At 63.8% G+C, this 24,946-nt stretch carries 24 protein-coding genes and 1 rRNA gene; 13 read left to right on the forward strand and 12 right to left on the reverse strand.

Annotation, left to right across the window (positions count from 1 at the left end; all coding sequences use genetic code 11):
• Nucleotide 1 precedes the first annotated feature (1 nt).
• The 9 genes from ACOJB8_RS17910 (at nucleotide 2) to ACOJB8_RS17950 (ending at nucleotide 8,067) form a co-directional block, all read left to right on the forward strand.
• The gene (locus ACOJB8_RS17910; protein WP_069265272.1) at nucleotides 2-1,501 is read left to right on the forward strand and encodes an NADH-quinone oxidoreductase subunit M; all 1,500 of its coding nucleotides are present in this window, start codon (nucleotides 2-4) and stop codon (nucleotides 1,499-1,501) included.
• 25 nt (nucleotides 1,502-1,526) lie between these two features.
• Nucleotides 1,527-2,999, forward strand: a complete 1,473-nt coding sequence (gene nuoN, locus ACOJB8_RS17915; protein WP_254320013.1) for an NADH-quinone oxidoreductase subunit NuoN — start codon at nucleotides 1,527-1,529, stop codon at nucleotides 2,997-2,999.
• Nucleotides 2,999-3,301: a DUF2818 family protein gene (locus ACOJB8_RS17920; protein WP_028205666.1), complete on the forward strand. Its 303-nt coding sequence runs from the start codon at nucleotides 2,999-3,001 to the stop codon at nucleotides 3,299-3,301. Before nuoN ends, ACOJB8_RS17920 begins: the two co-directional genes overlap by 1 nt.
• A gap of 126 nt (nucleotides 3,302-3,427) precedes the next feature.
• Complete coding sequence (locus ACOJB8_RS17925) at nucleotides 3,428-4,018, forward strand: NUDIX domain-containing protein (RefSeq protein WP_069265270.1); 591 nt, start codon at nucleotides 3,428-3,430, stop codon at nucleotides 4,016-4,018.
• A 231-nt stretch (nucleotides 4,019-4,249) separates the two neighbouring features.
• Entirely contained in the window at nucleotides 4,250-4,684 is a 435-nt protein-coding gene (locus tag ACOJB8_RS17930; protein WP_069265269.1) for a DUF1178 family protein, read from the forward strand.
• A gap of 69 nt (nucleotides 4,685-4,753) precedes the next feature.
• On the forward strand, nucleotides 4,754-5,950 hold the full coding sequence (locus ACOJB8_RS17935; RefSeq protein ID WP_069265268.1) for an acyl-CoA dehydrogenase family protein: 1,197 nt from the start codon (nucleotides 4,754-4,756) through the stop codon (nucleotides 5,948-5,950).
• A gap of 11 nt (nucleotides 5,951-5,961) precedes the next feature.
• The gene (locus tag ACOJB8_RS17940; protein ID WP_342947961.1) at nucleotides 5,962-7,092 is read left to right on the forward strand and encodes an acyl-CoA dehydrogenase family protein; all 1,131 of its coding nucleotides are present in this window, start codon (nucleotides 5,962-5,964) and stop codon (nucleotides 7,090-7,092) included.
• A 49-nt stretch (nucleotides 7,093-7,141) separates the two neighbouring features.
• Complete coding sequence (locus tag ACOJB8_RS17945) at nucleotides 7,142-7,600, forward strand: MaoC family dehydratase (protein WP_069265266.1); 459 nt, start codon at nucleotides 7,142-7,144, stop codon at nucleotides 7,598-7,600.
• A gap of 14 nt (nucleotides 7,601-7,614) precedes the next feature.
• Nucleotides 7,615-8,067, forward strand: coding sequence for a MaoC family dehydratase (locus tag ACOJB8_RS17950; protein WP_342947995.1), 453 nt, complete (start codon nucleotides 7,615-7,617; stop codon nucleotides 8,065-8,067).
• Nucleotides 8,068-8,150: 83 nt separating this feature from the next.
• Here ACOJB8_RS17950 and ACOJB8_RS17955 read toward each other — a convergent pair whose 3' ends face one another.
• The 6 genes from ACOJB8_RS17955 to ACOJB8_RS17980 all read right to left on the reverse strand — a co-directional run bounded on the left by ACOJB8_RS17955 (nucleotide 8,151) and on the right by ACOJB8_RS17980 (nucleotide 14,587).
• Nucleotides 8,151-8,852: a glutathione binding-like protein gene (locus ACOJB8_RS17955; protein ID WP_069265265.1), complete on the reverse strand. Its 702-nt coding sequence runs from the start codon at nucleotides 8,850-8,852 to the stop codon at nucleotides 8,151-8,153.
• 156 nt (nucleotides 8,853-9,008) lie between these two features.
• On the reverse strand, nucleotides 9,009-10,268 hold the full coding sequence (locus ACOJB8_RS17960; RefSeq protein WP_475013467.1) for an acyl-CoA dehydrogenase family protein: 1,260 nt from the start codon (nucleotides 10,266-10,268) through the stop codon (nucleotides 9,009-9,011).
• Between the two features lie 59 nt (nucleotides 10,269-10,327).
• The gene (locus ACOJB8_RS17965) at nucleotides 10,328-11,446 is read right to left on the reverse strand and encodes a phosphotransferase (protein WP_069265263.1); all 1,119 of its coding nucleotides are present in this window, start codon (nucleotides 11,444-11,446) and stop codon (nucleotides 10,328-10,330) included.
• A 42-nt stretch (nucleotides 11,447-11,488) separates the two neighbouring features.
• Entirely contained in the window at nucleotides 11,489-12,208 is a 720-nt protein-coding gene (locus ACOJB8_RS17970; protein ID WP_069265262.1) for a histidine phosphatase family protein, read from the reverse strand.
• A gap of 31 nt (nucleotides 12,209-12,239) precedes the next feature.
• Nucleotides 12,240-13,028, reverse strand: coding sequence for an oxepin-CoA hydrolase, alternative type (locus tag ACOJB8_RS17975; protein WP_475013468.1), 789 nt, complete (start codon nucleotides 13,026-13,028; stop codon nucleotides 12,240-12,242).
• The gene (locus tag ACOJB8_RS17980; protein WP_475013469.1) at nucleotides 13,025-14,587 is read right to left on the reverse strand and encodes a 3-hydroxyacyl-CoA dehydrogenase; all 1,563 of its coding nucleotides are present in this window, start codon (nucleotides 14,585-14,587) and stop codon (nucleotides 13,025-13,027) included. The genes ACOJB8_RS17975 and ACOJB8_RS17980 overlap by 4 nt, the downstream gene beginning before the upstream one ends.
• 108 nt (nucleotides 14,588-14,695) lie before the next feature.
• Between ACOJB8_RS17980 and ACOJB8_RS17985 the strand changes: the two genes are divergently transcribed.
• On the forward strand, nucleotides 14,696-15,337 hold the full coding sequence (locus ACOJB8_RS17985; protein ID WP_342947965.1) for a glutathione S-transferase family protein: 642 nt from the start codon (nucleotides 14,696-14,698) through the stop codon (nucleotides 15,335-15,337).
• An 81-nt stretch (nucleotides 15,338-15,418) separates the two neighbouring features.
• Here the strand turns inward: ACOJB8_RS17985 and ACOJB8_RS17990 are convergent, their stop codons facing one another.
• Together ACOJB8_RS17990 and ACOJB8_RS17995 are read right to left on the reverse strand one after the other, a co-directional pair.
• On the reverse strand, nucleotides 15,419-16,609 hold the full coding sequence (locus ACOJB8_RS17990; RefSeq protein WP_475013470.1) for a pyridoxal phosphate-dependent aminotransferase: 1,191 nt from the start codon (nucleotides 16,607-16,609) through the stop codon (nucleotides 15,419-15,421).
• Nucleotides 16,610-16,714: 105 nt separating this feature from the next.
• Entirely contained in the window at nucleotides 16,715-17,230 is a 516-nt protein-coding gene (locus ACOJB8_RS17995) for a putative toxin-antitoxin system toxin component, PIN family (RefSeq protein ID WP_475013471.1), read from the reverse strand.
• Between the two features lie 64 nt (nucleotides 17,231-17,294).
• Here ACOJB8_RS17995 and yaaA point away from each other — a divergent pair, with 64 nt between their 5' ends.
• Both yaaA and ACOJB8_RS18005 read left to right on the forward strand, forming a co-directional pair.
• Entirely contained in the window at nucleotides 17,295-18,089 is a 795-nt protein-coding gene (yaaA, locus tag ACOJB8_RS18000; protein WP_368606360.1) for a peroxide stress protein YaaA, read from the forward strand.
• A 29-nt stretch (nucleotides 18,090-18,118) separates the two neighbouring features.
• A complete protein-coding gene (locus ACOJB8_RS18005; protein WP_069265255.1) occupies nucleotides 18,119-19,282 on the forward strand; it encodes a M14 family metallopeptidase in 1,164 nt (387 codons plus the stop codon).
• 86 nt (nucleotides 19,283-19,368) lie between these two features.
• On the opposite strand, the gene ACOJB8_RS18010 is transcribed toward ACOJB8_RS18005, so the two are convergent.
• From ACOJB8_RS18010 to ACOJB8_RS18025, 4 genes are all read right to left on the reverse strand, one after another.
• Nucleotides 19,369-20,040, reverse strand: a complete 672-nt coding sequence (locus ACOJB8_RS18010; protein WP_342947969.1) for a BspC domain-containing protein — start codon at nucleotides 20,038-20,040, stop codon at nucleotides 19,369-19,371.
• Nucleotides 20,041-20,247: 207 nt separating this feature from the next.
• Entirely contained in the window at nucleotides 20,248-20,922 is a 675-nt protein-coding gene (locus ACOJB8_RS18015; protein WP_069265487.1) for an energy-coupling factor ABC transporter permease, read from the reverse strand.
• A gap of 10 nt (nucleotides 20,923-20,932) precedes the next feature.
• A complete protein-coding gene (locus ACOJB8_RS18020; RefSeq protein WP_342947970.1) occupies nucleotides 20,933-21,868 on the reverse strand; it encodes a LuxR family transcriptional regulator in 936 nt (311 codons plus the stop codon).
• Nucleotides 21,869-22,063: 195 nt separating this feature from the next.
• The gene (locus tag ACOJB8_RS18025) at nucleotides 22,064-23,278 is read right to left on the reverse strand and encodes a DUF2863 family protein (RefSeq protein WP_069265252.1); all 1,215 of its coding nucleotides are present in this window, start codon (nucleotides 23,276-23,278) and stop codon (nucleotides 22,064-22,066) included.
• 677 nt (nucleotides 23,279-23,955) lie between these two features.
• Here ACOJB8_RS18025 and ACOJB8_RS18030 point away from each other — a divergent pair.
• Nucleotides 23,956-24,946, forward strand: a 16S ribosomal RNA gene (locus ACOJB8_RS18030); the annotation flags it as partial.

The following is a 24,946-nucleotide window of genomic DNA, read 5'->3' on the forward strand; positions in this document are numbered from 1 at the left end:
CATGCACGCAACTCCGATTCTCAGTATTGCGATATGGATGCCGATCGTATTCGGCATCATCGTTCTTGTAGTGGGTTCCCGTCGGAACCCGAGTGCGGACCGCTGGCTCGCACTCATCGGTTCGGTGCTTAGTTTCCTCGTCACCCTTCCGCTCGTTGCGGGCTTCGATACGAGTACGGCTTCCCTGCAGTTCGAGGAGAAGGCGGTCTGGATCGAGCGGTTCAATATTGCGTATCACCTGGGCGTCGACGGCATCGCGATGTGGTTCGTCGTGCTGACGGCACTCATCACCGTGATCGTCGTGATCGCGGGCTGGCAGGTCATCACGAAGAACGTCGCGCAGTATTACGCGTCGTTCCTCATCCTGTCGGGCATCATGATCGGCGTTTTCTGCGCCGCCGACGGTCTGCTGTTCTACGTGTTCTTCGAAGCCACGCTCATTCCGATGTACATCATCATCGGTGTGTGGGGCGGCCCGAACCGCGTGTACGCAGCATTCAAGTTCTTTCTTTACACGCTGGCCGGCTCGCTGCTCATGCTGGTCGCGTTGCTGTACCTGTACCGCATTACCGGGACCTTCGACCTCGCCACCTGGCAGGCCGCGAAGATCGCCATGACGCCGCAAATCCTGCTGTTCATCGCGTTCTTCTTCGCGTTCGCCGTCAAGGTGCCGATGTGGCCGGTCCACACGTGGTTGCCGGACGCGCACGTCGAAGCGCCCACGGGCGGCTCGGTCGTGCTGGCCGCGATCATGCTCAAGCTCGGCGCGTACGGTTTCCTGCGTTTCTCGCTGCCGGTCACGCCGGACGCGAGCCACTATCTGGCGCCGGTCATCATCACGTTGTCCCTGATCGCCGTGATTTACATCGGCCTCGTGGCGATGGTGCAGGCGGACATGAAGAAGCTGGTCGCGTACTCGTCGATTGCCCACATGGGCTTCGTCACGCTCGGCTTCTTTATGTTCGGCGAATCGAGCCAGCTCGCGATGGAAGGCGGGATCATCCAGATGATCTCGCACGGTTTCGTCTCGGGCGCCATGTTCCTGTGCATCGGCGTGCTGTATGACCGCATGCACACACGCGATATCGCGGATTACGGCGGTGTGGTCAACACCATGCCGAAGTTCGCGGCGCTGGTCATGCTGTTCGCGATGGCCAACTGCGGTCTGCCGGGCACCTCGGGATTCGTCGGCGAATTCATGGTGATTCTGGCGGCCGTGAAGTACAACTTCTGGATCGCATTCGGGGCGGCGTTCACGCTGATCCTGGGCGCGGCCTATACGTTGTGGATGTACAAGCGGGTGTATTTCGGCGCCGTTGCGAATGACCATGTTCGCGAGCTGAAGGACATTAACGGTCGCGAATACTTCATTCTCGGAGTACTCGCACTGTTTACGCTTTTCATGGGCGTCTACCCGAAGCCCTTTACCGATGTGATGCACGTTTCCGTGGAAAACCTCCTCTCCCACGTCGCAGTGTCGAAACTGCCGCTGTCACAGTAATACCCGAGCGGAGGAACAAAAGATCATGCCAAACGCCCCTATGTACGCTCTGCTGCCCGACGGCCTGGTGATGACCGGCCTCGTCGTCGCGTGGCTCAACGACACGTTCACCGGACCTGAAGGCCGGCGCACGACCTACTTCATCGCGCTGCTGACCACGGTCATAGCCGGTATCTGGTTCGCGGTGGACGCGTTCGATCCGCACGTGTACTACTACTTCACGCGCATGTACGTGGTCGATCCGTTCGCGAGCGCCATGAAGGCGGTGGTCACGCTCGGCTACGCCGTGTCGATCGTGTACTCGCGCAAGTACCTCGAAGACCGCGACATGTTCCGGGGCGAGTTCTTCCTGCTTGGCCTGTTCTCGCTGCTCGGCCAGCTCACGATGATCTCGGGCAACAACTTCCTCACGCTGTACCTCGGCCTCGAGCTGATGTCGCTCTCGCTCTACGCGGTCATCGCACTGCGCCGTAACGCGGCACAGTCGAACGAAGCGGCCATGAAGTACTACGTGCTGGGTGCGCTCGCTTCGGGCTTCCTGCTCTACGGCATCTCGATGCTGTACGGCGCGACCGGCTCGCTCGAGCTGAACGAAGTGTTCAAGGCCGTGGCTTCGGGCCACATCAACGATATCGTCCTGCTGTTCGGCGTGGTGTTCATCGTCGCCGGCGTGGCGTTCAAGATGGGTGCGGTGCCGTTCCACATGTGGGTGCCCGACGTCTATCAAGGCGCGCCTACGGCCATGACGCTGCTGACCGGCGGCGGCCCGAAGGTCGCGGCATTCGCCTGGGCCGTGCGCTTCCTCGTGATGGGCCTGCTGCCGCTGGCAGTGGACTGGCAGGAGATGCTGATCATCCTCGCGGCACTCTCGATGATCGTCGGCAACATCACGGGTATCGTCCAGCGCAACATCAAGCGCATGCTCGCGTACTCGGCCATCTCGAACATGGGCTTCGTGCTGCTCGGCCTGCTCGCCGGCATCGTCGACAACAAGGCGACGGGCGCGGCCAGCGCATACAGCTCGGCCATGTTCTACAGCATCGTCTATCTGATCACGACGCTCGGCGCGTTCGGCATCGTCATGCTGCTGTCCCGCCGCGATTTCGAAGCGGAAACGATCGACGACTTCAAGGGCCTGAACCAGCGCAACCCGGTGTTCGCGTTCGTGATGATGCTCATGATGTTCTCGCTCGCCGGCATTCCGCCGACCGTCGGCTTCTACGCGAAGCTCGCCGTGCTCGAAGCGACCATGAACGCGGGCCTCACGTGGCTTGCCGTGCTCGCCGTGGTTACGTCGCTGTTCGGCGCGTTCTACTACCTGCGTATCGTCAAGCTGATGTACTTCGACGCACCGCAGGACGAAGCACCGATCGAGAGCCACGCATTGAACCGCGGGCTGCTCACGCTCAACGGCGTGGCGGTGCTCGTGCTGGGCATCATTCCTGGCCCGCTGATGTCGATCTGCCTGCAGGCTGTCACGCATACGCTGCCGCTCTGATGTCAGCAGCGGGCTGGTTCATCGTGCTGTTGGCGCTCGCGGGCGCCAACCTGCCGTTCCTCAACCAGCGATTGTTCGGCGTGGTGCCGCTTCGCGCACCGAAGAAGAGTGCGTGGATTCGCATCGCTGAAATGATCGTGTTGTACTTTGTGGTCGGTACGTTCGGCTTCCTGCTGGAGGCGCGCGCCGGCAATCGTTTTGACCAGGGCTGGCAGTTCTACGCGATCACCTTCAGTCTTTTCGTCGTGTTCGCGTTTCCCGGCTTCACCTGGCAATATCTCGTCAAACGCCGCCCGGCGTGACGCGCGTGGCCGGCCCGCGGCCGGCACGCGCGGTGCGACCCGCAGTCCGGCCGCAGTCTGGCCGGTTTCACTTCAAGCGGCGCGCGCGCGGCTTCCAGATTTTCCTGAGCACCCACGAGGCTGACTATGGCTGAACATCATCAACACGACCCGGCGCTCGCCGAGACGTGCGTGGAAAGCACGACGCTCTACGCCGGTAATTTTCTTACCCTGAAGCGCGACACCGTTGCGCTGCCGGACGGCAAGCATGCGACGCGCGAGTTCGTGCAGCATCCTGGCGCGGTGATGGTCATCCCGCTGTTCGACGACGGCCGCGTGCTGATGGAGCGCCAGTACCGCTATCCGCTCTCGCGTGTGATGACCGAATTCCCGGCAGGCAAGCTCGATCCGCAGGAGGGCGCGCTCGCCTGTGCGATCCGCGAGCTCAAGGAGGAGACGGGCTATACGGCGCGCGAGTATGTCTATCTCGCGCAGATCCATCCCGTGATCTCGTACTCGACCGAGTTCATCGACATTTACCTCGCACGCGGGCTGACCGCGGGCGCGGCGCAACTCGACGACGGCGAGTTTCTCGAAACCTTCACGGCGAGGGTTCCGGAACTGCTCGAATGGGTGCGCACGGGCAAGATCACCGACGTGAAGACGATCATCGGCACGTTCTGGCTCGAAAAGGCGCTGTCGGGCGCGTGGCCGCTCGCGAACGCTGAGCAGGGCTGACACGCTACCCGGCAGCGAATTCCTGAGCAGCGGCGGCCCTTGTGGCCGCCGTTGTCGCTTCTACGCGCACCCCAAGCGCAGGTACACCTGAAGCACCTTCAGCGCGCCCGCCCGCGCGGCGCTACAATCGAACCCCCGGGAAAGTCCCGGTGGCTGGCCGCAGGAATTTTTTCGAACGGTCGTTCACAAATTTACGATTTGCGCTAAACTCATCGCAAGCCTCGATTCCCCATGAAGGTCCTCGATTTACAGTGTCCAGACGGCCATCGGTTTGAAGGCTGGTTCGCCTCGGTTGACGACTTCGAGTCGCAACTGTCCCGCAAGCTGGTCGAATGTCCGATGTGCGGCGCCACCCATGTGACCCGCTTGCCGTCCGCGCCCCGGCTGAACCTGTCCGGCGCGAGCGAAACGCCGAAAGCGTCGCCGCACGAGCAGGCGGCGCAATGGCAGGCGCATGCGATGCGTGTGATCCGCGAGGTCCTCGAGAAGACGGAGAACGTAGGCGACCGTTTCGTCGAGGAGGCGCGGCGCATTCACTACAACGAAGCGCCGTCGCGCAACATCCGTGGAGTCGCTTCCGCGGACGATGCGCAAGCTCTCGTCGAAGAAGGCATCGATGTGATGCCGCTGCCGGTTCCGGCCGCGTTGAAGGGTCCGCTGCAATAACGCCATGCGGGTCTTCGCCGCGGCGCGGGGGAAACGCTCCGCACCGGCCGCGGCCAGGAGACATTGCGCATGGATCTGGACTACACCCCCGCTGACGACGCATTCCGCGCCGAAATCCGCGCCTGGCTCGAGGCCAATCTGCCTCAAGCGATGCGCGACAAGGTTCTCAACCACAAACGCCTCTCGCGCGACGACATTGCCAACTGGCACAAGCTGCTAGGCAAGAAGGGCTGGTCCGCGCCCGCGTGGCCCGCGCAATGGGGTGGCCCAGGCTGGACCGAAGCGCAACGCCACATCTGGGACGCCGAGTGCGGACGCATCGGCGCGCCGCCGGTGCTGCCCTTCGGCGTGTCGATGGTCGCCCCCGTGCTCATGAAGTACGGCAACGAGGCCCAGAAGCGCCGCTATCTGCCGCGCATCCTTTCCGGTGAAGACTGGTGGTGTCAGGGGTACTCCGAACCGGGCTCGGGATCGGACCTCGCATCGTTGCGTACACGCGCAGTTCGTGAAGGCGATCACTACGTCGTGAACGGGCAGAAGACCTGGACCACGCTCGGCCAGCACGCCGACATGATGTTCTGCCTCGTGCGCACCGATCCTGCGGCCAAGAAGCAGGAAGGCATCTCGTTTCTCCTCATCGACATGAAAACGCCCGGCATCACCGTGCGTCCGATCATCACGCTCGATGAAGACCATGAGGTCAACGAAGTCTTTTTCGAAGACGTGAAGGTGCCGGTCGAAAATCTCGTCGGTGACGAGAACCGCGGCTGGACTTACGCGAAGTATCTGCTCGGCCACGAGCGCACGGGCATCGCGCGCGTGGGCGCGTCGAACCGCGAGCTCGCCTTCCTCAAGGGCGTTGCGCTCAGGCAGAAGAAGCATGGCAAACCGCTGCTCGAAGATCCCGTATTCGCGGCGCGCGTGGCCGCCGTCGAAATCGAGCTGATGGCGCTGGAAGTGACCGCCGAGCGCGTGATCGCGAGCGCGGAGGGCGGACGCGGCCCCGGTCCCGAAGCGTCGATGCTCAAGATCAAGGGTACGGAGATCCAGCAGGCGCTGACCGAGCTGATGGTCGACGCGGTCGGCCCGCTTGCAGCGCCGTTCGACCCGGCCTACCTCGAGGGCGAGCACGAACACGCGGCCGGCGGCGACGACGACGCGGCCCCGCTCGCGGCGTACTACTTCAACTATCGCAAGACGTCGATCTACGGCGGGTCGAACGAAATTCAGAAGAACATCATCTCGCAGATGATTCTGGGGATTTGAGGAGCGGCGCCATGAACTTCAATTTCACCGAAGAACAACAGCAACTCGCCGACGCGCTGCGTCGCTATCTCGACAAGAACTACGGCTTCGAAGCACGCCAGGCGATCGTGAAGACACCGGCCGGCGTTTCGGACCAGCACTGGAACGCGTTCGTCGAACTGGGTCTGACCGCGCTGCCGGTGCCGGCGGCGCAGGGCGGCTTCGACGGCGCGCCATTCGACATGCTCGTCGTCATGCAGGAGCTGGGCCGCGCGCTCGTGGTCGAGCCGTACTGGGCAACCGCGGTGGGCGTCGAGGCGCTCAAGCTCGCGGGCGGTGCGGCCGAAGCGGAAAACGCAGCGCTGCTCGAACGCGTCGCCTCGGGCGAGATCAAGCTCGCTGCCGCGTTCCACGAGCCGCAGTCGCGCTACGACCTGTTCTCGCTGGATACACAGGCGAAGGAGACGGGCGACGGCTTCGCGCTCACCGGCACGAAATCGGTCGTGCAGCACGGCGCCCAGGCCGACCACTGGATCGTGCCGGCGCGCTTCGCGGGTGAGGTTGCGCTCTTCGTCGTGGCGCGCGATGCGCACGGTGTCGAGGTGGGCGATTACCGCACGATCGACGGCCAACGCGCTGCGACGCTGACCTTCAACGAAGCGCACGCGCGCCGTCTTGGCGACGCGCACACCGGCGCGGCGACATGGGAGAAGATTGCCGACTACGCCACGTTTCTGCTATGCGCGGAAGCCGTGGGAACCATGGACGCGCTCAACCACGCCACGGTCGAATACACGAAGACGCGTCAACAGTTCGGCGTGCCGATCGCGCGCTTCCAGGCGCTGCAGCACCGTATGGCAGAGATGCTGATCCACGCCGAGCAGGCCCGCTCGCTGACTTACCTGGCCGCCGCGCGTTACAGTAGCGAGTCGGCCGAAGAGCGGCGCCGCGCGATCTCGGCAGCGAAGGTGCGCGTGGGGCAGGCGGCGCGTTTCATCGGCCAGCAGGCCGTGCAGCTGCACGGCGGCATGGGCGTCACCAACGAAGTGGCGGCCGCGCATCTGTTCAAGCGTCTGGCGATCATCGAAACGACGCTCGGCGATGTCGATCACCACCTCGAACGCTTCGCATCGCTGCCCGGTTTCGCGCAGGCAGCAGCGTAACGCGTGGCGGCAGCAGGCAACAACAGGGCAACATCGGCGGAGAAAACGGATGGGCGTGAGTTACGAAGATCTCGAAGTGGGCAAGCGCTATGTGGTCGGTTCGCACACCTTTGGGCGTGACGAGGTGGTGCAATTCGCGGAGCAGTTCGATCCGCAACCATTCCACATGAGCGAGGCGGGCGGCGAGGCGTCGATGTTCGGCGGGCTCGTCGCGAGCGGCTGGCATACCTGCTCGGTCATGATGGGCATGCTCGTACGCAACTTTCTCAAGGACTCGACCTCGATGGGCTCGCCCGGCGTCGACGAGATTCGCTGGCTCAAGCCCACGCGCGTGGGCGACACGCTGACGATGACGAACGCGATCCTGAGCAAGCGCGTCTCGGCGAGCAAGCCCGATCGCGGTATCGTCGAAACGCAGTGGGAAGGACACAACCAGCACGGCGAGCTGATCGTGACCGTGCGTTCGAAGGCACTGTTCGGCCTTCGCCATCCAGGGAGCGTAGCGTGAGCGAAAGCGATGTCATGCAGATTGCCGACGCGGCGGGGTTGCGCGTGCTGATCGGCGCAGGGCCGCTCGTGAGCGGCTGGCGCGAGGTGAGCGAGGCGGACGTGCACGGTTTTGCCAACGCCACGGGCGACCACCAGTGGATCCATATCGACGCCGAACGTGCGCGCCGCGAGTCGCCGTTTGGCGGCCCGATTGCGCACGGCTTTCTCACGCTTTCGCTGATTCCCGTGCTGCTCGGAGCAACGCTGCACATGCGTCAGCGCATGGGCGTGAACTACGGGCTCAACCGCGTGCGCTTCACGCAGCCGGTGCCCGTGGGCGCGAAGGTGCGTGCACGCATCGCGGTGAAAGAAGTGAGCGACGTGGAGGGCGGCGGCGTGCAAGTCGTGTGGGATGTGAGCATCGAGCGTGAAGGCAGCGAGCGGCCCGCATGCGTGGCCGAGTTCATCACGCGGCACTACTTCTAGTTTGATTGCGTGCTCAACGAAAAGGGGCGCTCCGTTGCACGGCGGGCGCCCCTTTGGTTTTGCGCGGATTTCCGCGTAATGCGTTAGTGTCTGGCGTACTGCGTCGCGCCGAACAGCATCTCCTTCGCCTTCTCATCCATGAGCGGCTTGCGCGCATTGGCGAGCACTTCCACGCCGCGCTTGACCGCCGGCCGCGCGGCGATCGTTTCGTGCCAGCGCTTCACGTTGGGCAGCGAATCGAGATCGATGCCCTGGTTTTGCCAGGAGCGCGTCCACGGGAATGCGGCGATATCCGCGATGGTGTACTCGTCCCCGGCCAGATACTCGGTCTTTTCCAGCTGCGTTTCCATCACGTTGTAGAGCCGCTTCGCCTCGTTCGTGTAGCGATTGACCGCATACTCGATCTTCTCGGGCGCGTAGATGCGGAAGTGGTGCGCCTGGCCGAGCATGGGGCCGAGACCGCCCATCTGGAACATCACCCATTGCAGCACGTCGTAGCGCGCCGCGAGGTCTTCAGGCATGAAGCGGCCGGTTTTCGCGGCGAGATAGATCAGGATCGCACCCGACTCGAACAGCGAGAACGGCTGGCCGTCGGCGCGGCGCGGGCCTTCGGAGTCGGTAATGGCGGGAATCTTGTTGTTCGGGCTGATGGCGAGGAATTCGGGCTTGAACTGGTCGCCCGCGCCGATATCGACCGGATGCACCCGGTATTCGAGGCCGGTTTCCTCGAGCATGATATGGACTTTGTGACCGTTCGGCGTGGCCCAGCTGTAGACGTCGATCATCGTGGCTCCTTGGCACCATGAAAGAAGGCGCCGCGAAAGTCTGGATAGTCTTGCGCGACGCCCGATCTGGCGCAAATTAGCATAGATCGGCGTCGCTCGCAGAGGGCGCAAGAGCGCCCCTGCTGCGCTTGTGGACTTACGTGGACTCGCGCGGACTTACGAGCGCGTGACCGGCATTTCCACGCGCGATGCCGCGCCCGCGTCCATATGGCGAGCGAGTTCGAGCTTGGCGATGGCGTTGCGGTGCACTTCGTCGGGGCCGTCCGCGAAGCGCAGCGTGCGCGCCGAAGCGTACGAGTACGCGAGCGGGAAGTCGCCGCTCACGCCCGCCGCGCCGTGCACCTGCATGGCCCAGTCGATCACCTGGCAGGCCATGTTCGGCGCCACCACCTTGATCATGGCGATCTCGCCGCGCGCGCCCTTGTTGCCGACGGTGTCCATCATGTACGCGGTCTTGAGCGTGAGCAGGCGGGCCTGCTCGATCATGCAGCGCGCTTCGGCGATGCGCTCCTGCGTGACCGTCTGCTGGGCGACCGCCTTGCCGAACGCCACGCGGGAGAGGGCGCGTTTCGCCATGAATTCGAGCGCGCGTTCCGCGAGGCCGATGAGACGCATGCAGTGGTGAATGCGGCCCGGTCCGAGCCGCCCTTGCGCGATCTCGAACCCGCGGCCTTCACCGAGCAGAATGTTCGAAGCCGGCACGCGCACGTTTTCGAGCGAGATCTCCATATGGCCGTGCGGCGCGTCGTCGTAGCCGAACACGGTAAGCGGGCGGCGCACGGTGATGCCGGCTGTGTCAGAGGGCACGAGGATCATCGACTGCTGAGCATGGCGCGGCGCATCGGGATCGGTCTTGCCCATCAGAATGTAGATCGCGCAGCGCGGGTCGCCCGCGCCCGACGACCACCACTTCGTGCCGTTGATCACGTAGTCGTCGCCATCGCGCTCGATGCGCGTCTGGATGTTCGTCGCGTCCGACGAGGCCACGTCGGGCTCGGTCATCAGGAAGGCAGAGCGGATCTGCCCTGCCAGCAGCGGCGTGAGCCATTGCTGCTTGTGCGCCTCGCTGCCATAGCGCTCGATGGTTTCCATGTTGCCGGTGTCGGGCGCGCTGCAGTTGAATACTTCAGGCGCCCAGTGCACGCGGCCCATGATCTCGCACAGCGGCGCGTATTCGAGGTTCGTGAGACCCGCGCCGCGTTCGGAGGCGGGCAGGAACAGGTTCCATAGCCCGGCCGCGCGAGCTTTTTCCTTCAACTGCTCGACGATCTCCGTCGGCACCCACGCATTGCCGTTCGCGCGATTGCGCTCGACTTCCTCGTGGAAGATGGCTTCGTTCGGATAGATGTGTTCGTCGAAGAACGCGAGCAGTTTCTCGCGCAGGGCCTGCACTTTCGGGGAGTAATCGAAATTCATCGGTGACCTCGCAATGCGATGCAGTGACAGTGAAAAGTGAGTCGTTCTCGAACGGGGTTTCAGCGCACCTTCTGCGCGTAGCGCCAGGCGAGTTCCGCCATGGGCCTCGCGCGGCGGCCGGCGTCGATGGCCTGCGCGCTCGCGGCTGTGCCGTCCACGACGCGTTTCATGATGCCCTGCAGGATCGCCGCGATCCGGAACATGTTGTACGCAAGATAGAAGTTCCAGTCGCCGCGAATCTCGAGGCCGGTGCGCTCGCAATAGCGCGCAACGTACTGCGCCTCGTCGGGTATGCCGAGCGCCTGCCAGTCGAGGCCGGCAATGCCGCGAAACTGCGCGGGATCGACGTGCCAGGCCATGCAGTGATACGAGAAGTCGGCGAGCGGGTCGCCGAGCGTGGAGAGCTCCCAGTCGAGCACGGCCAGCACGCGCGGCTCGCTCGGATGAAAGATCAGGTTGTCGAGCCGGTAGTCGCCATGCACGACCGATACGCGCGAGCCCGCATCGTCGGGCATGTGCTGCGGCAGCCATTCGATCAGGTGATGCATGGCGTCGATGCGCTCCGTTTCCGAGGCCTGATACTGGCGGCTCCAGCGATCGATCTGGCGTGCGAAATAATTGCCTGGCTTGCCGAAGTCAGCGAGGCCCACGGCGTTGGGCGTCACGTTGTGGAGCGCCGCGATCACACGGTTCATCTCGTCGTAGATCGCGCCGCGCTGCTCGCGCGTCATCCCGGGCAGCGACTGGTCCCAGAGCACGCGCCCCTCGACGAACTCCATCACGTAGAACGCGCGGCCGATCACCGCCTCGTCGTCGCAGAGCGCGAGCATCTTTGCGACCGGGACATCGGTTGCGGCGAGCGCATCCATCACGCGGTATTCGCGTTCGATCGCGTGCGCGGACGGCAGCAGCTTCGCCTTGGGTCCTGGCTTCGCGCGCATCACATAGGTGCGGCCGGGGGTGACGAGCTTGAACGTCGGGTTCGACTGGCCGCCGGCGAACTGCTCGATCGTGAGGGGGCCCTGGAAGCCTTCCACGTGAGCGGCGAGCCAGGCGCTCAGCGCTTCGGTGTCGAAGCGCTGGCGCTCGGCAACCGGGCGCGTGCCTTCGAACGCCGAGTAGTCGGGGCGCGTTTGCGCGTTGTTTTTCGTGTCTCCATCCGGGGTGGCTTGCGCCATATGCGTCTCCCTTCTCCTGATTCTCCTGTGGGTCGCCGCGCGTCAGCCGCGCGGTCTATAGCGCAGGTATTGCGCGTACAGCATCTCCATCGTCGTGTTGCGGGTGTCGCGATGCAGCGGTGAGGGCGGAGCGTAGTTGAGCATGCGCACGACCCAGTCTCGCGGCGCGGCGCCGACATCGAGTGCGTTGATGCAGCCCGTGGCCTGCGCGAGATGGCCGAAGAATGCGCGTCCGCCCGCCGTGATTGCATGCGAGAGAATCGCGCGGTTCACGCCGCCGTGCAGCACGAGCAGCGCCGAGTCCCACGTGAGGTCGGCGCGCAGCGCATCGAGCGGCGGCAGCACGCGGTCGAGCAGCTCGCCGATGGTCTCGCCGCCGAGAAAGCGCGTGTCTTCCGGCACGATGCCGTCGAACACGCGCAGAAAGGCGTTTTCGACTTCAGCGGGAGGAATGGCGGCGAGACGACCGCCGCGAATCTCCTCCCACGCGCTCTGCACTTCGAGTTCGATCGACTGACCGCTTGCCGCGAGCACGCGCTGCGCGGTCTCGACCGTGCGGCGCAGTCCGCTGACGATCACGCGGTCGAAACGCACCCCCTGCAAGGCGAACGCTGCGCCGGCGGCGGTGGCCTGGGCGCGGCCGTTTTCGTTGAGCGGCACGGTGTCCGGGTCGATTGCGCGACCGGTCTCGTCGAAGTAGGTGACGTCGCCGTGACGCATCACGTAGAGGCGCCGGCGCGCGGGCAACGGGTACTCGGTCATGGGTGTGTCGCTCGTGCGGATTGAAGCCGGTTCACTTGTAGACAGGGGCGCGTTTTTCGAGGAACGCGGTAATGCCTTCGAGGCCGTCGCGGTGATGCAGCGACGCGACGAAACTGTCGCGCTCCGCAGCGAGCTGTGCTTCAAGCGGCTGCGCGTCGGCGACGTTCGTCAAACCCTTGATGCGCGCCACCGAATTCGGCGAGATCTTCGCGAGTTCGTCGGCCCAGGCAAGCGCCGTATCGAGCGCCGATTGCGGCTTCGAGAGCCGGTTCACGACGCCCAGTTCCGCGAGACGCGCCGCGCCGATCGGCTTGCCTTCCGCCATCAGCTCGAACGCGAGGGCGCGCGGCAGCGAGCGCGCGAGGAACCACGAACCGCCGCCATCGGGCGTCAGGCCTACGCGCGAATAGGCCATGACGAACTTCGCATCGTCGGCGGCGACGAGCAGGTCGGCGGCGAGTGCGAGCGAGAAGCCCGCGCCGGCGGCCGCGCCTTCCACGGCCGCGATGATCGGCTTGCTCGACTGGCGCATCGCGGTGACCCACGCAGCGAGCATGTCGATGCTGGCGGCCTGCACCGACGGGTCCTTCGCGCGGTTTTCGAGCAGGCGGTTGAGGTTGCCGCCCGCACAGAAGAAGTTGTCGGCGCCGGTGAGGACGATTGCGCGCAATGACGAGTCGCGCTCGGCGGCGTCGAAGGCTTCGACAGCAGCGGCGTACATGTCGGGATGCAGCGCGTTGCGTGCGCCGGGGTTCGACAGCGTGAGGACGAGTGTCGATTCGTGGCCTTGCGGGCGGGTGCTGAGGAGTTCGGCGCTCATTGCGGTGCCTCGTTCGATGCGTTGATGTCTGCTGCGTCTGCTTGCGTCAGCGAAAGGCCTAGCTGCGCGCGGCGCGCGAGCCACGGCGACGGGCGATAGCGCGGATCGCCGAGCACGGTGTGGATGTTGCGCAGGATCGTGAGGATCGTGCGCGCGCCCAGCGCGTCGCCGAGCGCGAGCGGGCCGCGCGGGTAGCCGAGACCCAGCGTAACCGCGAGGTCGATGTCACGGGGCGTGGCGATTTGTTTTTGCGCGATGTCGCAACCGATGTTGACGATCGTCGCGACGATACGCTGCGCGACAAAGCCCGTCGAATCGCGGATCACGGTGACCGGCACGCCGTCGGCGGCGAAGAGCGCGTGGCCCGCGTCGCGGGCTTCGCGCGTGGTGGCGGGCGTCGTCATCAGCGTGCGGCGCTTCGCGGTGTCGAGCGGGAACAGCGTGTCGATGGCGACGACGCGGCTCGCGTCGAGCTGCTCGTCGAGCGCGGCGGTCGTGGCGTCGAGGCCGAGCGGCGCGACGACGATCAGCGAACCGGCTGCCGGCGTATCGCTTTCGTCGACGGCCACACCCGCTTTTACTGCGAGCGCGAGCACGGCGTCACGCGCGGCGGCGTTGCGGCGGCTCACCCAGACGCGCGCAGGCAGCGCCGTGGGCGCTGCGGGCTCATCGGGCGCCTGCTGCTTGCCATCGACATAGCGATAGAAGCCTTCACCGGCTTTGCGGCCAACGAGCCCGCCTGCGAGCCGCACACCCGTGATGGGGGAGGGCGTGAAGCGCGGCTCCTCATAGAACTGGTGATAGATCGACTCCATCACCGGATGCGAGACATCGAGGGCGGTGAGGTCGAGCAACTCGAACGGTCCGAGGCGAAAGCCAGCCTGTTCGCGCATGATGCGATCGATCTCGACGAAGCTCGCTACGCCTTCGCCCGCCACGCGCAGGCCTTCGGTATTCATGCCGCGGCCCGCGTGATTGACGATGAAGCCGGGCATGTCCTTCGCGCGCACTGGCGTGTGGCCCATGCGGCGCGCGAGCGCCATGAGCGCGTCGCCGGCGGCGGGATCGCTGCGCAGGCCGTCGATCACTTCGACCACCTTCATGAGCGGCACGGGGTTGAAGAAGTGATAGCCCGCCACACGCGATGCATCGCTGCACGCGGCAGCGATGGCGGTAATGGAAAGCGAAGAGGTGTTCGAAACGAGCAGGCAACGCTCGCTCACCACGCTTTCGAGCTCGCGAAAGAGCGTGCGCTTGGCCTCGAGATTCTCGACGATCGCCTCGATCACGAGATCGCAGACCGCGAGTTCATCGATCGTATGCGCGCCGCTCACGCGTTCGAGCGCGGCGTTGGCGGCAGCCTCATCGAGCTTGCCTTTTGCCGCGAGTTTCGCGAAGGTGTCGGCGAGATAATCGCGCGCGGCGGCGACCGCCTGCGGGTTCGTGTCGTAGAGGCGCACCGCGAGGCCTGCCTGCGCGGCGATCTGGGCGATGCCGCGGCCCATCGCGCCGGTGCCGACGATGCCGATTGTCTCAATGTTGAAATGATGTGAAGTCATTGGAAGCCTGGCTCCATGATTGGCCTAGAATAGCACGGTCGTACAATTTTATGAAAACGGTCCGGCAGTTCCGAAAAGGGAGCTGCCTCTCTGAAGGAGGCAACGAGGATGATCAAGCTGCACGGTTTCGCGCTTTCGAATTACTACAACAAGGTCAAGCTTCTGCTGCTCGAGCACGGCATCGCGTTCGAGGAGCTGCCGAACAAGCTGCCGCTCGAAGAGGCGCAGCTCGCGCAGTCGCCGGCCGGCAAGGTGCCTTATATCGAAACGGAGCAGGGCTTTTTGTGCGAGTCGGAAGTGATCGTCGAGTATCTGGCAGCGCGCTTTCCAGAGAAGCACATTTTCGCGGCGGATCCGTGGCAGGCAGCGAAGGAGCGCGAACTCATCGTTTTCATCGAAACGCATCTGGAGTTGAACGCGCGTGAGCTGTATGGCGAGGCGTTCTTCGGCAGCAAGGTGACGGACGAGGTCAAAGCGACCATGGAAAAGCGGCTGCGCCGTTACGTGGCGGCCTTCAGGCGGATCGCGAAGTTCGCGCCTTACGTGGCGGGCGAGCAGTTCGGCGTGGCCGATGCGGCGGCGTTCGTGAGCCTGCCGCTCGTGGGCCGCGCGACGCAGGCCGTCTACGGTAGCGATTTCCTCGCCGACGTGGGTATCGACTGGAAAACGTATATCAAGCTGATCGGTGAACGCCCGACGGCGCAGCGCGTCAACGCGGACCGCAAGGCGTATATCGAGGCGAACTCGTAAGCGTTGCGGCGTTTTGCACGTTGTTGCGCGCGATGATCGGGAACGCACTGCCGTTCGTGGATTCATCGCGCGCGCACGACATCAGAGCCGCGCAAGCCGCTCGAGCGCGGTCGCGAGCGTGCTTTCCTGCTTGGCGAAGCAAAAGCGCACGACGCCCGATTCGTGCGCCTCGTGATAGAACGCCGACACCGGAATGGCGGCCACGCCGATCTCCGCAGTGAGCCACTTCGAGAATTCCGCTTCGGGCAGATTGCTGATCGCCGAATAATCCACGCACTGGAAGTAGGTGCCTTCGCACGGCAGCAGCTTGAAGCGCGTGTTGGCGAGGCCGGCGCGGAAGAAGTCGCGCTTCTTCTGGTAGAACGCGGGCAGTTCCAGATACGGCTTCGGATCGCGCAGATACTGCGCCAGGCCGAACTGCATCGGCGTGTTCACGGTGAACACGTTGAACTGGTGCACCTTGCGGAACTCGGCGGTGAGCGGCGCGGGCGCGGCGACATAGCCGACCTTCCAGCCCGTCACGTGATAGGTCTTGCCGAAGCTCGACACGATGAAGCTGCGCGCGGCCAGCTCCGGATAGCGCGCCACGCTTTCGTGCGGCTGGCCGTCGTAGACCATGTGCTCGTAGACCTCGTCGGAGAGGATCAGCACGTTGGTGCCCCGCACGATCTCCTCGAGCTTTTGCATGTCCTCGGCGCGCCACACTGTGCCCGTGGGGTTGTGCGGCGTATTGATGAGGATGAGGCGCGTTTTCGGCGTGATGGCCGCGGCGAGGCGGTCGAACGCAATCGCGTAGTCGGGCGCTTCGAGCGTCACGAACACGGGCTTGCCGCCCGCCAGTTCGATCGACGGCAAATAGCTGTCGTAGGTCGGCTCGACCACGATCACTTCGTCGTCCGCGTGCACGGTCGCGAGAATCGCCGTGAGGAGCGCTTGCGTGGCGCCGGCCGTCACCGTGATCTCGCTATTGGCGTCGTAGCGGCGGCCGTACACGTGCTCGATCTTGTCCGCGATCGCTTCGCGTAGCGCGGCGATGCCTGCCATCGGCGGGTACTGGTTGTGACCCTCGCGCATGGCTTGCGAGACGGCGTCGACGATGCGCCCGTCGCAATCGAAGTCGGGAAAGCCCTGGCCCAGGTTGACCGCGCCCTTTTCGGCGGCGAGCGCGCTCATCACGGTGAAGATCGTCGTGCCGACGTTCGGCAGACGCGACGGAAAAGAGGGCGCGAGCAGGGTGTCCTGCGAATTCTGCGTGGGATGCGGTGCGTTCATGTCGCGGGCGGGAGTCGGGCGTTGGGTTGGGTCAAAGTCCGATTGTAGGCAAATCGGCACCGCTGCGGTGGTCAGGCCGGGCGCGCACGCCGTGATGCAGGGGCATCACGCCTGCGCTGCTTGAGCAGCGCTTTGCACGCATTCGGCGACGAAGGCGTCGGGCGTTGCGATGCGAAAGCCAAAGTCGCGCGCCACGCGCTTCGCGAGCTTGAGCACCGCGCGGTCCTTCGAGACGAGCCACCGTGCGCCGCTTGCGCGCGCCAGTTCGAGAAACTTCTGGTCGTCGCGGTCGCGGCATTGGGGCAGGGGCCGCGCGTCGGCGGCAAGCCCGGGCAGCTCGATCAGTTCGACGAGGCCGGCCAGCGCCGCGAGCGCGTCCGCTTTCGTGACGCCGCGGCCAGCGAACTGCGGATAGTCGAGCACGTGGGCCAACTCGGCCTGGCAACGCGCGTCGATCAGCGCCTGGATCGCGCCGCGCTCGAGCGCCGCGCGAATGGGGCGCGTGTGCGCGTCGTCGAACACGAGGATATCGAGCCAGACATTCGAGTCGAGAACCACGGGGAGCGCGCGAGCGGCGGCGGGCGAGAGGGATGCTGCGGTTGGGGGCGTGAGGCCGGTCATTCGTGAATTCGCTACAATCGGGCTTTCGCCTTTGAACATCGGCACATCGTGCCTGCAAGCCTCTATGATAATCGTTCTGTCGCCGGCCAAATCGCTCGACTATGACACGCCGGCGCACATCGAAGCCCACACTATCCCCGATTTCGTCGACGACGCAGCCGAGCTGATCGCGGGCTTGCGCCGCCTCTCGCCGCAGCAGATCGGTTCGCTCATGAGCATTTCCGACCCGCTCGCGCGCCTGAATTTCCAGCGCTACGCCGACTGGTCGAAGCAGTTCAGCCAGACCAACGCGAAGCAGGCCGTGCTCGCGTTCAACGGCGATGTCTACGAAGGCTTCGACGCGAAGTCGCTCTCGTCGGCGGATCTCGACTATGCGCAACAGCATGTGCGTGTGCTCTCCGGGCTCTATGGCCTGCTGCGTCCGCTCGACCTGCTGCAGCCTTATCGTCTGGAAATGGGCACGCGTTTCGAAAATGCGCGCGGCAAGGATCTCTACGCGTTTTGGGGCGAGCGCATCACGCACGCGATCAATGCGCAGATCGAGCACAACCAGGCGAAAGTGGCGAAGGGTGCGCGCGTGCTGGTGAACTGCGCGTCGAACGAGTACTTCAAGGCCGTGAAGCCGAAGAAGCTCGCCGCGCCTGTGATCACGCCGGTATTCGAAGACTGGAAGGGTGGGCGCTACAAGATCATCAGCTTCCACGCGAAGCGCGCGCGCGGCTTGATGGCGCGTTATGCCGTCGAGAACCGCGTGGCGGAGCCCGAGGCGCTCAAGGCGTTCGATGTGGAAGGCTACGCGTTCGATGCGGATGCATCGAACGATTCGACCTATGTATTTCGTCGGCGCATCGCCGAGTAAATGAACAAGCAAGCGGGAAGGAAAACACCATGACGATTGCCATCTCCAGCCATTTCGATGCGGGCGCGATCGAGGTCCTGTCGTGCGAGCGCGCCGACGACATCCGTCTGCGCGTGCGAGCGGATAACCAGTCCGAGTTCGCGCAATGGTTCTACTTCCGCCTCTCGGGCGCGCGCGGCGAACGTTGCGTGATGACGTTCGAGAACGCGTCGGCCTGCGCATTTCCCGAGGGCTGGCGCGACTACCAGGCCGCGGCGAGCTACGACCGCGTGAACTGGTTCCGCGTGCCGACCTCGTATGACGGGAAGGAACTCGTCATCGACCACACGCCCGACTTCGACAGCATCTACTACGCGTACTTCGAGCCGTATAGCGAAGAGCGTCACTCGGAGTTCCTCGGCGCGCTTCAGCAACTGCCGCACGCCACACTGACGGAACTCGGCCAGAGCGTCGAGGGCCGCCCCATGTCGCTGCTCTCGCTTGGCATGCCGGGCGACACCGCGCCCGACGGCAAGCCCAAGAAGACGGTCTGGATCATCGCGCGCCAGCATCCGGGTGAGAGCATGGCCGAGTGGTTCGTCGAAGGGTTGGTCAAGCGGCTCGCCGGTTGGGGCGACTGGGCTGGCGATCCGGTCGCGCGCAAGCTTTACGACCGCGCCGTGTTCCATATCGTGCCGAACATGAATCCGGACGGCAGCGTGCACGGGAATTTGCGTACCAACGCCGTGGGCGCGAACCTGAACCGCGAGTGGATGGCGCCGGACGCGCAGCGTAGTCCCGAAGTGCTGGTCGTGCGCGATGCGATCGAAGCCACGGGCGTCGATCTCTTCTTCGACATCCACGGCGACGAGACGCTGCCCTATGTGTTCGTGGCGGGCTCGGAAATGCTGCCTGGCTTTACCGATCAGCAACGCGCGGAGCAGAAGGCGTTCATCGAGGCGTTCAAGGTGGCGAGCCCCGACTTCCAGGATCAGCACGGCTACGAGGCGAGCCGCTACCGCGAAGATGCGCTCAAACTCGCGTCGAAGTACATCGGCCATCGCTACGGCTGCCTGTCGCTCACGCTCGAGATGCCGTTCAAGGACAACGCCAATCTGCCCGACGAACGCGTAGGTTGGAACGGTGAGCGTAGCGCCGCGCTTGGCGCTGCGATGCTGCAGGCCATCCTGCATCACGTGGAGGCGTTTGCGTAACACGCGTCTTCACCGCGCAGACATCAAGAAAAGGGGGAAACGGCCAGGCCGTTTCCCCCTTTTTCGCGTCGAGAACACCGACGGGTTCAGTTGGCCGTCGTCTTCTTCTTTGAAGTCGCTTTTTTCGCAATGGATTTTGTCGTCGTCGATTTGCTGGACGACTTCGTGCTGCTCGTCGACGTTTTGTGGCTCGACTTGTTCGCAGGCGTTTTTTTCGAACCGTTGCCAGTGGCCTTCCTGGTCGAATGCTTGCCCTTTCCATGGGCGCCGCTCGACGCCGTGCCGCGCTCGCTGCGTGCGTGCGCCGGCGGGACCGGATCGTTCCAGCTGAACGCGAGCATCTGCTGCCCGACATAGCCGCAGCGAAACTTCAGGTCATAGGGCGAGTTGCCGCTTTCTTTGGGAATGCCGATGCCGTCGACTGTCACGATCGTATCGACCTTTACGCGCTGCTTGCCTTCGTCGAACGAGTCGTTCCACGGCGTCACGCTCGCGTGCGCGCTGTCGAACGAACTGGGCGGAAACTCGACGTGATCGAGCGCTTGCGATGTGCTTGCGACGAAGTCGCCGTGCGCCGCGCAGTCCGCGACTAGCGGGTCCGCGTGCATCTGGGTGACGAACTGCTTGACGAGATCGTTGTGTTGATCGAGTTGATCGGCCTGCGCGGCTGGCGCGGCGATGAGCATGAGGCTCGCGGCGCACGCCGCCAGTTGACCGGCTACGAACAACAGCCGGCGAGATGCATGGTTGCAGTCCATCTGCTTGCTAGGGATGAGGGGTGAGACGTCAGGCACCGTAAGATGCAGCCCAGCCAGCTTGAGTTCAATCCGGAAACAATTATTTTCTTCTGTCAGAGCAGTGGGATCGGCAGCAAGCGCTGCTGCGTATGCGCTTGCGGCCGAGCGCGACGTGCGGTCGCGCCGTCGCCACGTTGCTGGCGGTGGGGCGTCCGGCTGAGGCAGCGTTCAGGTTCGCGGGCCGCCCAGGCGATAGCGACGCACGTCGTACGTGGTGACCCAGGCCGGCCGGTAGACGGCGATCAGCGCCGTTGCCATACCTGTGAACCAGGCTTCGCCCGAAGCGAGTAGAAATACGCTGAATGCATAGCCTGCGGGCACGGTGATCGCCGATCCGCCGTTGAGCGCCACATGGGTGCCGAGCGCGAGATAGGCCGCCGCCGAAACAGCGATGGCTGGCGACACGAAACCCTGGCCGACGATGAACATGAAGAGGTTGCGCGGCAGCCACGCGGTGCAGGCGCGCTGCAGTAGCGCCGAAATCGCGACAGGGAAGGCGCCGAATATCAGGAAGGTGAGGGCGACGCCTTCCCAGGGGGCGTCGAAGACCAGTGCGGCGAGCCCGACGACGACGCCCATGGCGACGAGCGCGAGCCCCCAGTCGAATAGCGTGACCACGAGTGTGGCGCCGAGCAGGTGCAGCACGGTGCCGTCTTCGAGCCACGCATTACTTGCCCACAGCACGGAGATTGCGACGACGATCGCAAGCCACACGTGCTGGAGCGTGGCGTCCTGCAGACGCTTGAAGGGGTTCTTCCATAGCGCGAGCGCGAGCAGCCCCACGGTGACAACCCAGGCACCGATAGCAACCCAGAACGGAAGCGGCGTAAATAGGAACCCCATGTGCTTCATATTACTCGTTGGAAGGCGAGCCGTGTGCGCGAGCGAGCACCAGGGCTTCCTCCTCCGTGCTCTCACTGGCCTCGCCGACGTCGACGGGGCGCATCTGCTGCGCCGCGGCGAGGTCGCCATAGGGCGTCACTGGCTCCGCGGCGATGGGTAGGGGAGCCGCACTGTCGCCTGACAGCAACGGATAGCGATGCGCAAGAGCTTCGCGTGCGCGCAATGGCACCGGACCGTGCTCGCCGTGCCTGGGCTTCGCCGCACGCTCGCATTCTGCGCGCAACACCTGCAGCTGGTTCGCGAGCAACCCGTTGTAGATCGCGACGGCTGCCGCGCGATTGGGCGCGCCGAGCTGCTGAAAGATGCTTGTCAGATGGACTTTCACCGTGCCCTCGCTGATGCCGAGCGCTCTCGCGATCATCTTGTTCGTATTGCCCATATGGACGCAGCGAAGGATCTGCTCCTGTCGTGGTGACAGGTCCACCTTCGGACGTACCTTGCGGGCCTGTGCGGCGGCCTGGGCATCGCGCCGGGGCGGCAGCGGCCATGGCGTGCATGGACCGAGCACGTCGGCCGGCAGATGATCGCCACCAAGCATGATGAGTTCCAGAAACTTCACAATCAGGACGGAGTCCGTTGTGCGCCGGATGACGCCGCGGGCGCCTTCGTTGATGAGCGCGCGCACAGTCGTGGGCGTCTCGGCGCTGTCAACCAGTATGGCGACGGGCAAGCTGCGGTGCCGCATGACAAAGTGGCGCAGTTCGCCGGCACGGATGTCGTCGTGCCAGTCGATCACGATCAGGTTGGGGGTGAACCGTTGCAAGGCGCGCTCAGCGCTGCGCCAGTCCGGCGCATCATTGAAGCGTGCGCGACGGTCGATTTGTCTTAACAGCGCCTTGAGTCCTTCGCGCCTTTCGGCGTCCGGATTGAGTACAACGAACCGCATGGATATGCCCTCCTTTCGTAACGGCCTCTCGCAATATTGTGAAATGCGCACCGCTTCTACTCGGCGGTGAACCAGACCAGCAGCACCATGATGACAAAAAGGTTGCGCGCTGGCGGCCTGTCCAAAAGGCATAAGACATAGGGCAAAAAAAAGTCCCGCACACAGGCGGGACCGGGTAGGAATTTGGGCGTTGTCCTAGTGGAAATGTGGCTGTACGGGCTCAGCATCTTCTGGCATCTCGGCGTGGACGATCTCGCCGAGTGGATCCGCATAGAGCGGCACGCCGCAGTCATCGCAGTATTCCGGCTCGAAGCGGCCAGCGTGACGACGGATATCGGTGATGCCCGATTCCTTCAGCAGCGCAACGATCTCTTCGAGCGGACCGCTGCTGACACTCTCCTCGGTCGGCTCTTCGTCGATGTCGGCGTCGCCGTTCTCGCGGCCATAGAGCGGCCAGACCACGCCATACAGTACGTCATTGCTGCCGCGCTTCGTGAAGCCGATGCGGTATTCGTCGATACGGCGCTCGCCGAAGCCGGCGACGACGGCGCGCAAGTCCTGCGCACCCGCGCCGATCGTGTCGAGCAGATAGCGCACGGCGGTGCGGATCGTGTGCGGGCGCACGCGCTCGTCCGCGTCACGGCAGGCAGAGTAGTAGGCGTCCGGCAGCAGGCATTCGAACTCGCATCCTGGCATGACGACGGCAAGGTTGGCGCCGCCCTGGGTGGCCCATTGTTCCAGGCATTGACCGCGCTCGATGCGCGAGCCGTGTTCCTCTTCTTGCCAGCGGAAGAGCGGGGCGCCAACGGGCGCAGCGACGACGGCGAGCAGGAAACGCGGATCGGCGAGGATCGGCGACGTTTCCGGCAGTTCGCCCGAGCTGATTTTCGCCGGCGCGCCGCTCAATGCCGCCTGCGCAAGCTGTTGTGCGAGGCGCCAGGTTTCGACATGGTGGCGCGGCAACTGGTCGATGCTATAGAGATAGGGGGCCATCGCCACGCGCGTGCCGTTCGCCAGCACATGGGCCTGCAGATGGGTGCGCAGGGCGTCGGCGCCGTCGGCCTTCAGCGGGCCCGAAGGGATGACATAGCGCGTCCAGGCCAGCACCGGCGCGGCGACGAGCAGCGCCTCGTATTGCGCGCCGTCGTGTTCGACGATGAACGACTCGCTGTGCGTCTCCGCCATGTCGGCGAGCGCGCCGTAGGCGTCCGGATGATTCTGCTGCAGATGATCGAGCGCGGCGTCGAGTGTGGTCTGATTGCCGTTGCGCACGACCTTCGCTAGCAGCGTGTCGAGCTTTGCCTCCCAGAAGCGGTCTTCGGTGCGGCTGCCCGAGGCGAACAGGGCGAGCGAGAGGCCGACGAGTTTGTCGGCGTCAGGAGGAAGGCGTTTGGCGATTCGCGAGCGCATAAATCTGTGAGTTTGGGTGCAGAGAACCCCATATTCTAGTCGGTTCCGTGCGCGCCATCGGATTGGGCAGCAGGAGCGCACCGAATGGGCCCCGGTGCGATGCAGGATCGTCGTTGCTGCACAGCCGGAAGGCATCGACCGGAAGCACTATGACGACTGCGCTATGGAGCAGGCGAGCCATGGTCAGCCCGACTTTACTAGCCGGTCAAAAAACCGCTTGCAAGATGTCATCTGCGTGACTAGAATTCCGGTCTTTCGCGCTTTCGATGAAGGCGCGGGGAGACGGGAAGCCCGGGGCGAAAGCCTTGTGGCGACTGGGTCTGCGGGTGATTCGAAGTTGAGCGGCAGGTTGAACGAAGTAAAAAAACCTGTTGACAGATCGCCAGACAGTCTTCATAATCTCGTTTCTCTGCTGCTGACGCAGCAACGCAGAAAGAAGCCGGTAGTTGAGCAGTTTTAACGGCGCTTTCGCGATCGATCTTTAAAAATTTACAGCCGATAAGTGTGGGCGCTTGATGCGGTGGCGACCCGGCCTCGTTCTTCGGAATGAAGCCGGGAGCAGCAAAAGTATCAAGAGTCTCACACTAAAGTAAGTCAGGTTTTTGAATTTATTCAGAACCTGTCAGCTTTGAGTGAGCGACCGGTCTCGAGAGAGACCGAAAACAGTAACAGGTATTGAACTGAAGAGTTTGATCCTGGCTCAGATTGAACGCTGGCGGCATGCCTTACACATGCAAGTCGAACGGCAGCGCGGGAGCAATCCTGGCGGCGAGTGGCGAACGGGTGAGTAATACATCGGAACATGTCCAGTAGTGGGGGATAGCCCGGCGAAAGCCGGATTAATACCGCATACGATCTTTGGATGAAAGCGGGGGATCGCAAGACCTCGCGCTATTGGGGTGGCCGATGGCGGATTAGCTAGTTGGTGGGGTAAAGGCCCACCAAGGCGACGATCCGTAGCTGGTCTGAGAGGACGACCAGCCACACTGGGACTGAGACACGGCCCAGACTCCTACGGGAGGCAGCAGTGGGGAATTTTGGACAATGGGCGAAAGCCTGATCCAGCAATGCCGCGTGTGTGAAGAAGGCCTTCGGGTTGTAAAGCACTTTTGTCCGGAAAGAAATCCTGGTGGCTAATATCCGCCGGGGATGACGGTACCGGAAGAATAAGCACCGGCTAACTACGTGCCAGCAGCCGCGGTAATACGTAGGGTGCGAGCGTTAATCGGAATTACTGGGCGTAAAGCGTGCGCAGGCGGTGATGTAAGACCGATGTGAAATCCCCGGGCTTAACCTGGGAACTGCATTGGTGACTGCATCGCTGGAGTATGGCAGAGGGGGGTAGAATTCCACGTGTAGCAGTGAAATGCGTAGAGATGTGGAGGAATACCGATGGCGAAGGCAGCCCCCTGGGCCAATACTGACGCTCATGCACGAAAGCGTGGGGAGCAAACAGGATTAGATACCCTGGTAGTCCACGCCCTAAACGATGTCAACTGGTTGTCGGGCCTTCATTGGCTTGGTAACGTAGCTAACGCGTGAAGTTGACCGCCTGGGGAGTACGGTCGCAAGATTAAAACTCAAAGGAATTGACGGGGACCCGCACAAGCGGTGGATGATGTGGATTAATTCGATGCAACGCGAAAAACCTTACCTACCCTTGACATG

The organism is Paraburkholderia sp. BR10141, assembly GCF_056155635.1.

Bases quoted from the DNA above. Each gene is read 5' to 3' on its own strand.
- ACOJB8_RS17910 (WP_069265272.1), top strand. From the start codon at position 2: ATGCACGCAACTCCGATTCTCAGTATTGCGATATGGATGCCGATCGTA.
- nuoN (WP_254320013.1), top strand. From the start codon at position 1,527: ATGCCAAACGCCCCTATGTACGCTCTGCTGCCCGACGGCCTGGTGATG.
- ACOJB8_RS17920 (WP_028205666.1), top strand. From the start codon at position 2,999: ATGTCAGCAGCGGGCTGGTTCATCGTGCTGTTGGCGCTCGCGGGCGCC.
- ACOJB8_RS17925 (WP_069265270.1), top strand. From the start codon at position 3,428: ATGGCTGAACATCATCAACACGACCCGGCGCTCGCCGAGACGTGCGTG.
- ACOJB8_RS17930 (WP_069265269.1), top strand. From the start codon at position 4,250: ATGAAGGTCCTCGATTTACAGTGTCCAGACGGCCATCGGTTTGAAGGC.
- ACOJB8_RS17935 (WP_069265268.1), top strand. From the start codon at position 4,754: ATGGATCTGGACTACACCCCCGCTGACGACGCATTCCGCGCCGAAATC.
- ACOJB8_RS17940 (WP_342947961.1), top strand. From the start codon at position 5,962: ATGAACTTCAATTTCACCGAAGAACAACAGCAACTCGCCGACGCGCTG.
- ACOJB8_RS17945 (WP_069265266.1), top strand. From the start codon at position 7,142: ATGGGCGTGAGTTACGAAGATCTCGAAGTGGGCAAGCGCTATGTGGTC.
- ACOJB8_RS17950 (WP_342947995.1), top strand. From the start codon at position 7,615: ATGCAGATTGCCGACGCGGCGGGGTTGCGCGTGCTGATCGGCGCAGGG.
- ACOJB8_RS17955 (WP_069265265.1), bottom strand. From the start codon at position 8,852: ATGATCGACGTCTACAGCTGGGCCACGCCGAACGGTCACAAAGTCCAT.
- ACOJB8_RS17960 (WP_475013467.1), bottom strand. From the start codon at position 10,268: ATGAATTTCGATTACTCCCCGAAAGTGCAGGCCCTGCGCGAGAAACTG.
- ACOJB8_RS17965 (WP_069265263.1), bottom strand. From the start codon at position 11,446: ATGGCGCAAGCCACCCCGGATGGAGACACGAAAAACAACGCGCAAACG.
- ACOJB8_RS17970 (WP_069265262.1), bottom strand. From the start codon at position 12,208: ATGACCGAGTACCCGTTGCCCGCGCGCCGGCGCCTCTACGTGATGCGT.
- ACOJB8_RS17975 (WP_475013468.1), bottom strand. From the start codon at position 13,028: ATGAGCGCCGAACTCCTCAGCACCCGCCCGCAAGGCCACGAATCGACA.
- ACOJB8_RS17980 (WP_475013469.1), bottom strand. From the start codon at position 14,587: ATGACTTCACATCATTTCAACATTGAGACAATCGGCATCGTCGGCACC.
- ACOJB8_RS17985 (WP_342947965.1), top strand. From the start codon at position 14,696: ATGATCAAGCTGCACGGTTTCGCGCTTTCGAATTACTACAACAAGGTC.
- ACOJB8_RS17990 (WP_475013470.1), bottom strand. From the start codon at position 16,609: ATGAACGCACCGCATCCCACGCAGAATTCGCAGGACACCCTGCTCGCG.
- ACOJB8_RS17995 (WP_475013471.1), bottom strand. From the start codon at position 17,230: ATGACCGGCCTCACGCCCCCAACCGCAGCATCCCTCTCGCCCGCCGCC.
- yaaA (WP_368606360.1), top strand. From the start codon at position 17,295: ATGATAATCGTTCTGTCGCCGGCCAAATCGCTCGACTATGACACGCCG.
- ACOJB8_RS18005 (WP_069265255.1), top strand. From the start codon at position 18,119: ATGACGATTGCCATCTCCAGCCATTTCGATGCGGGCGCGATCGAGGTC.
- ACOJB8_RS18010 (WP_342947969.1), bottom strand. From the start codon at position 20,040: ATGGACTGCAACCATGCATCTCGCCGGCTGTTGTTCGTAGCCGGTCAA.
- ACOJB8_RS18015 (WP_069265487.1), bottom strand. From the start codon at position 20,922: ATGGGGTTCCTATTTACGCCGCTTCCGTTCTGGGTTGCTATCGGTGCC.
- ACOJB8_RS18020 (WP_342947970.1), bottom strand. From the start codon at position 21,868: ATGCGGTTCGTTGTACTCAATCCGGACGCCGAAAGGCGCGAAGGACTC.
- ACOJB8_RS18025 (WP_069265252.1), bottom strand. From the start codon at position 23,278: ATGCGCTCGCGAATCGCCAAACGCCTTCCTCCTGACGCCGACAAACTC.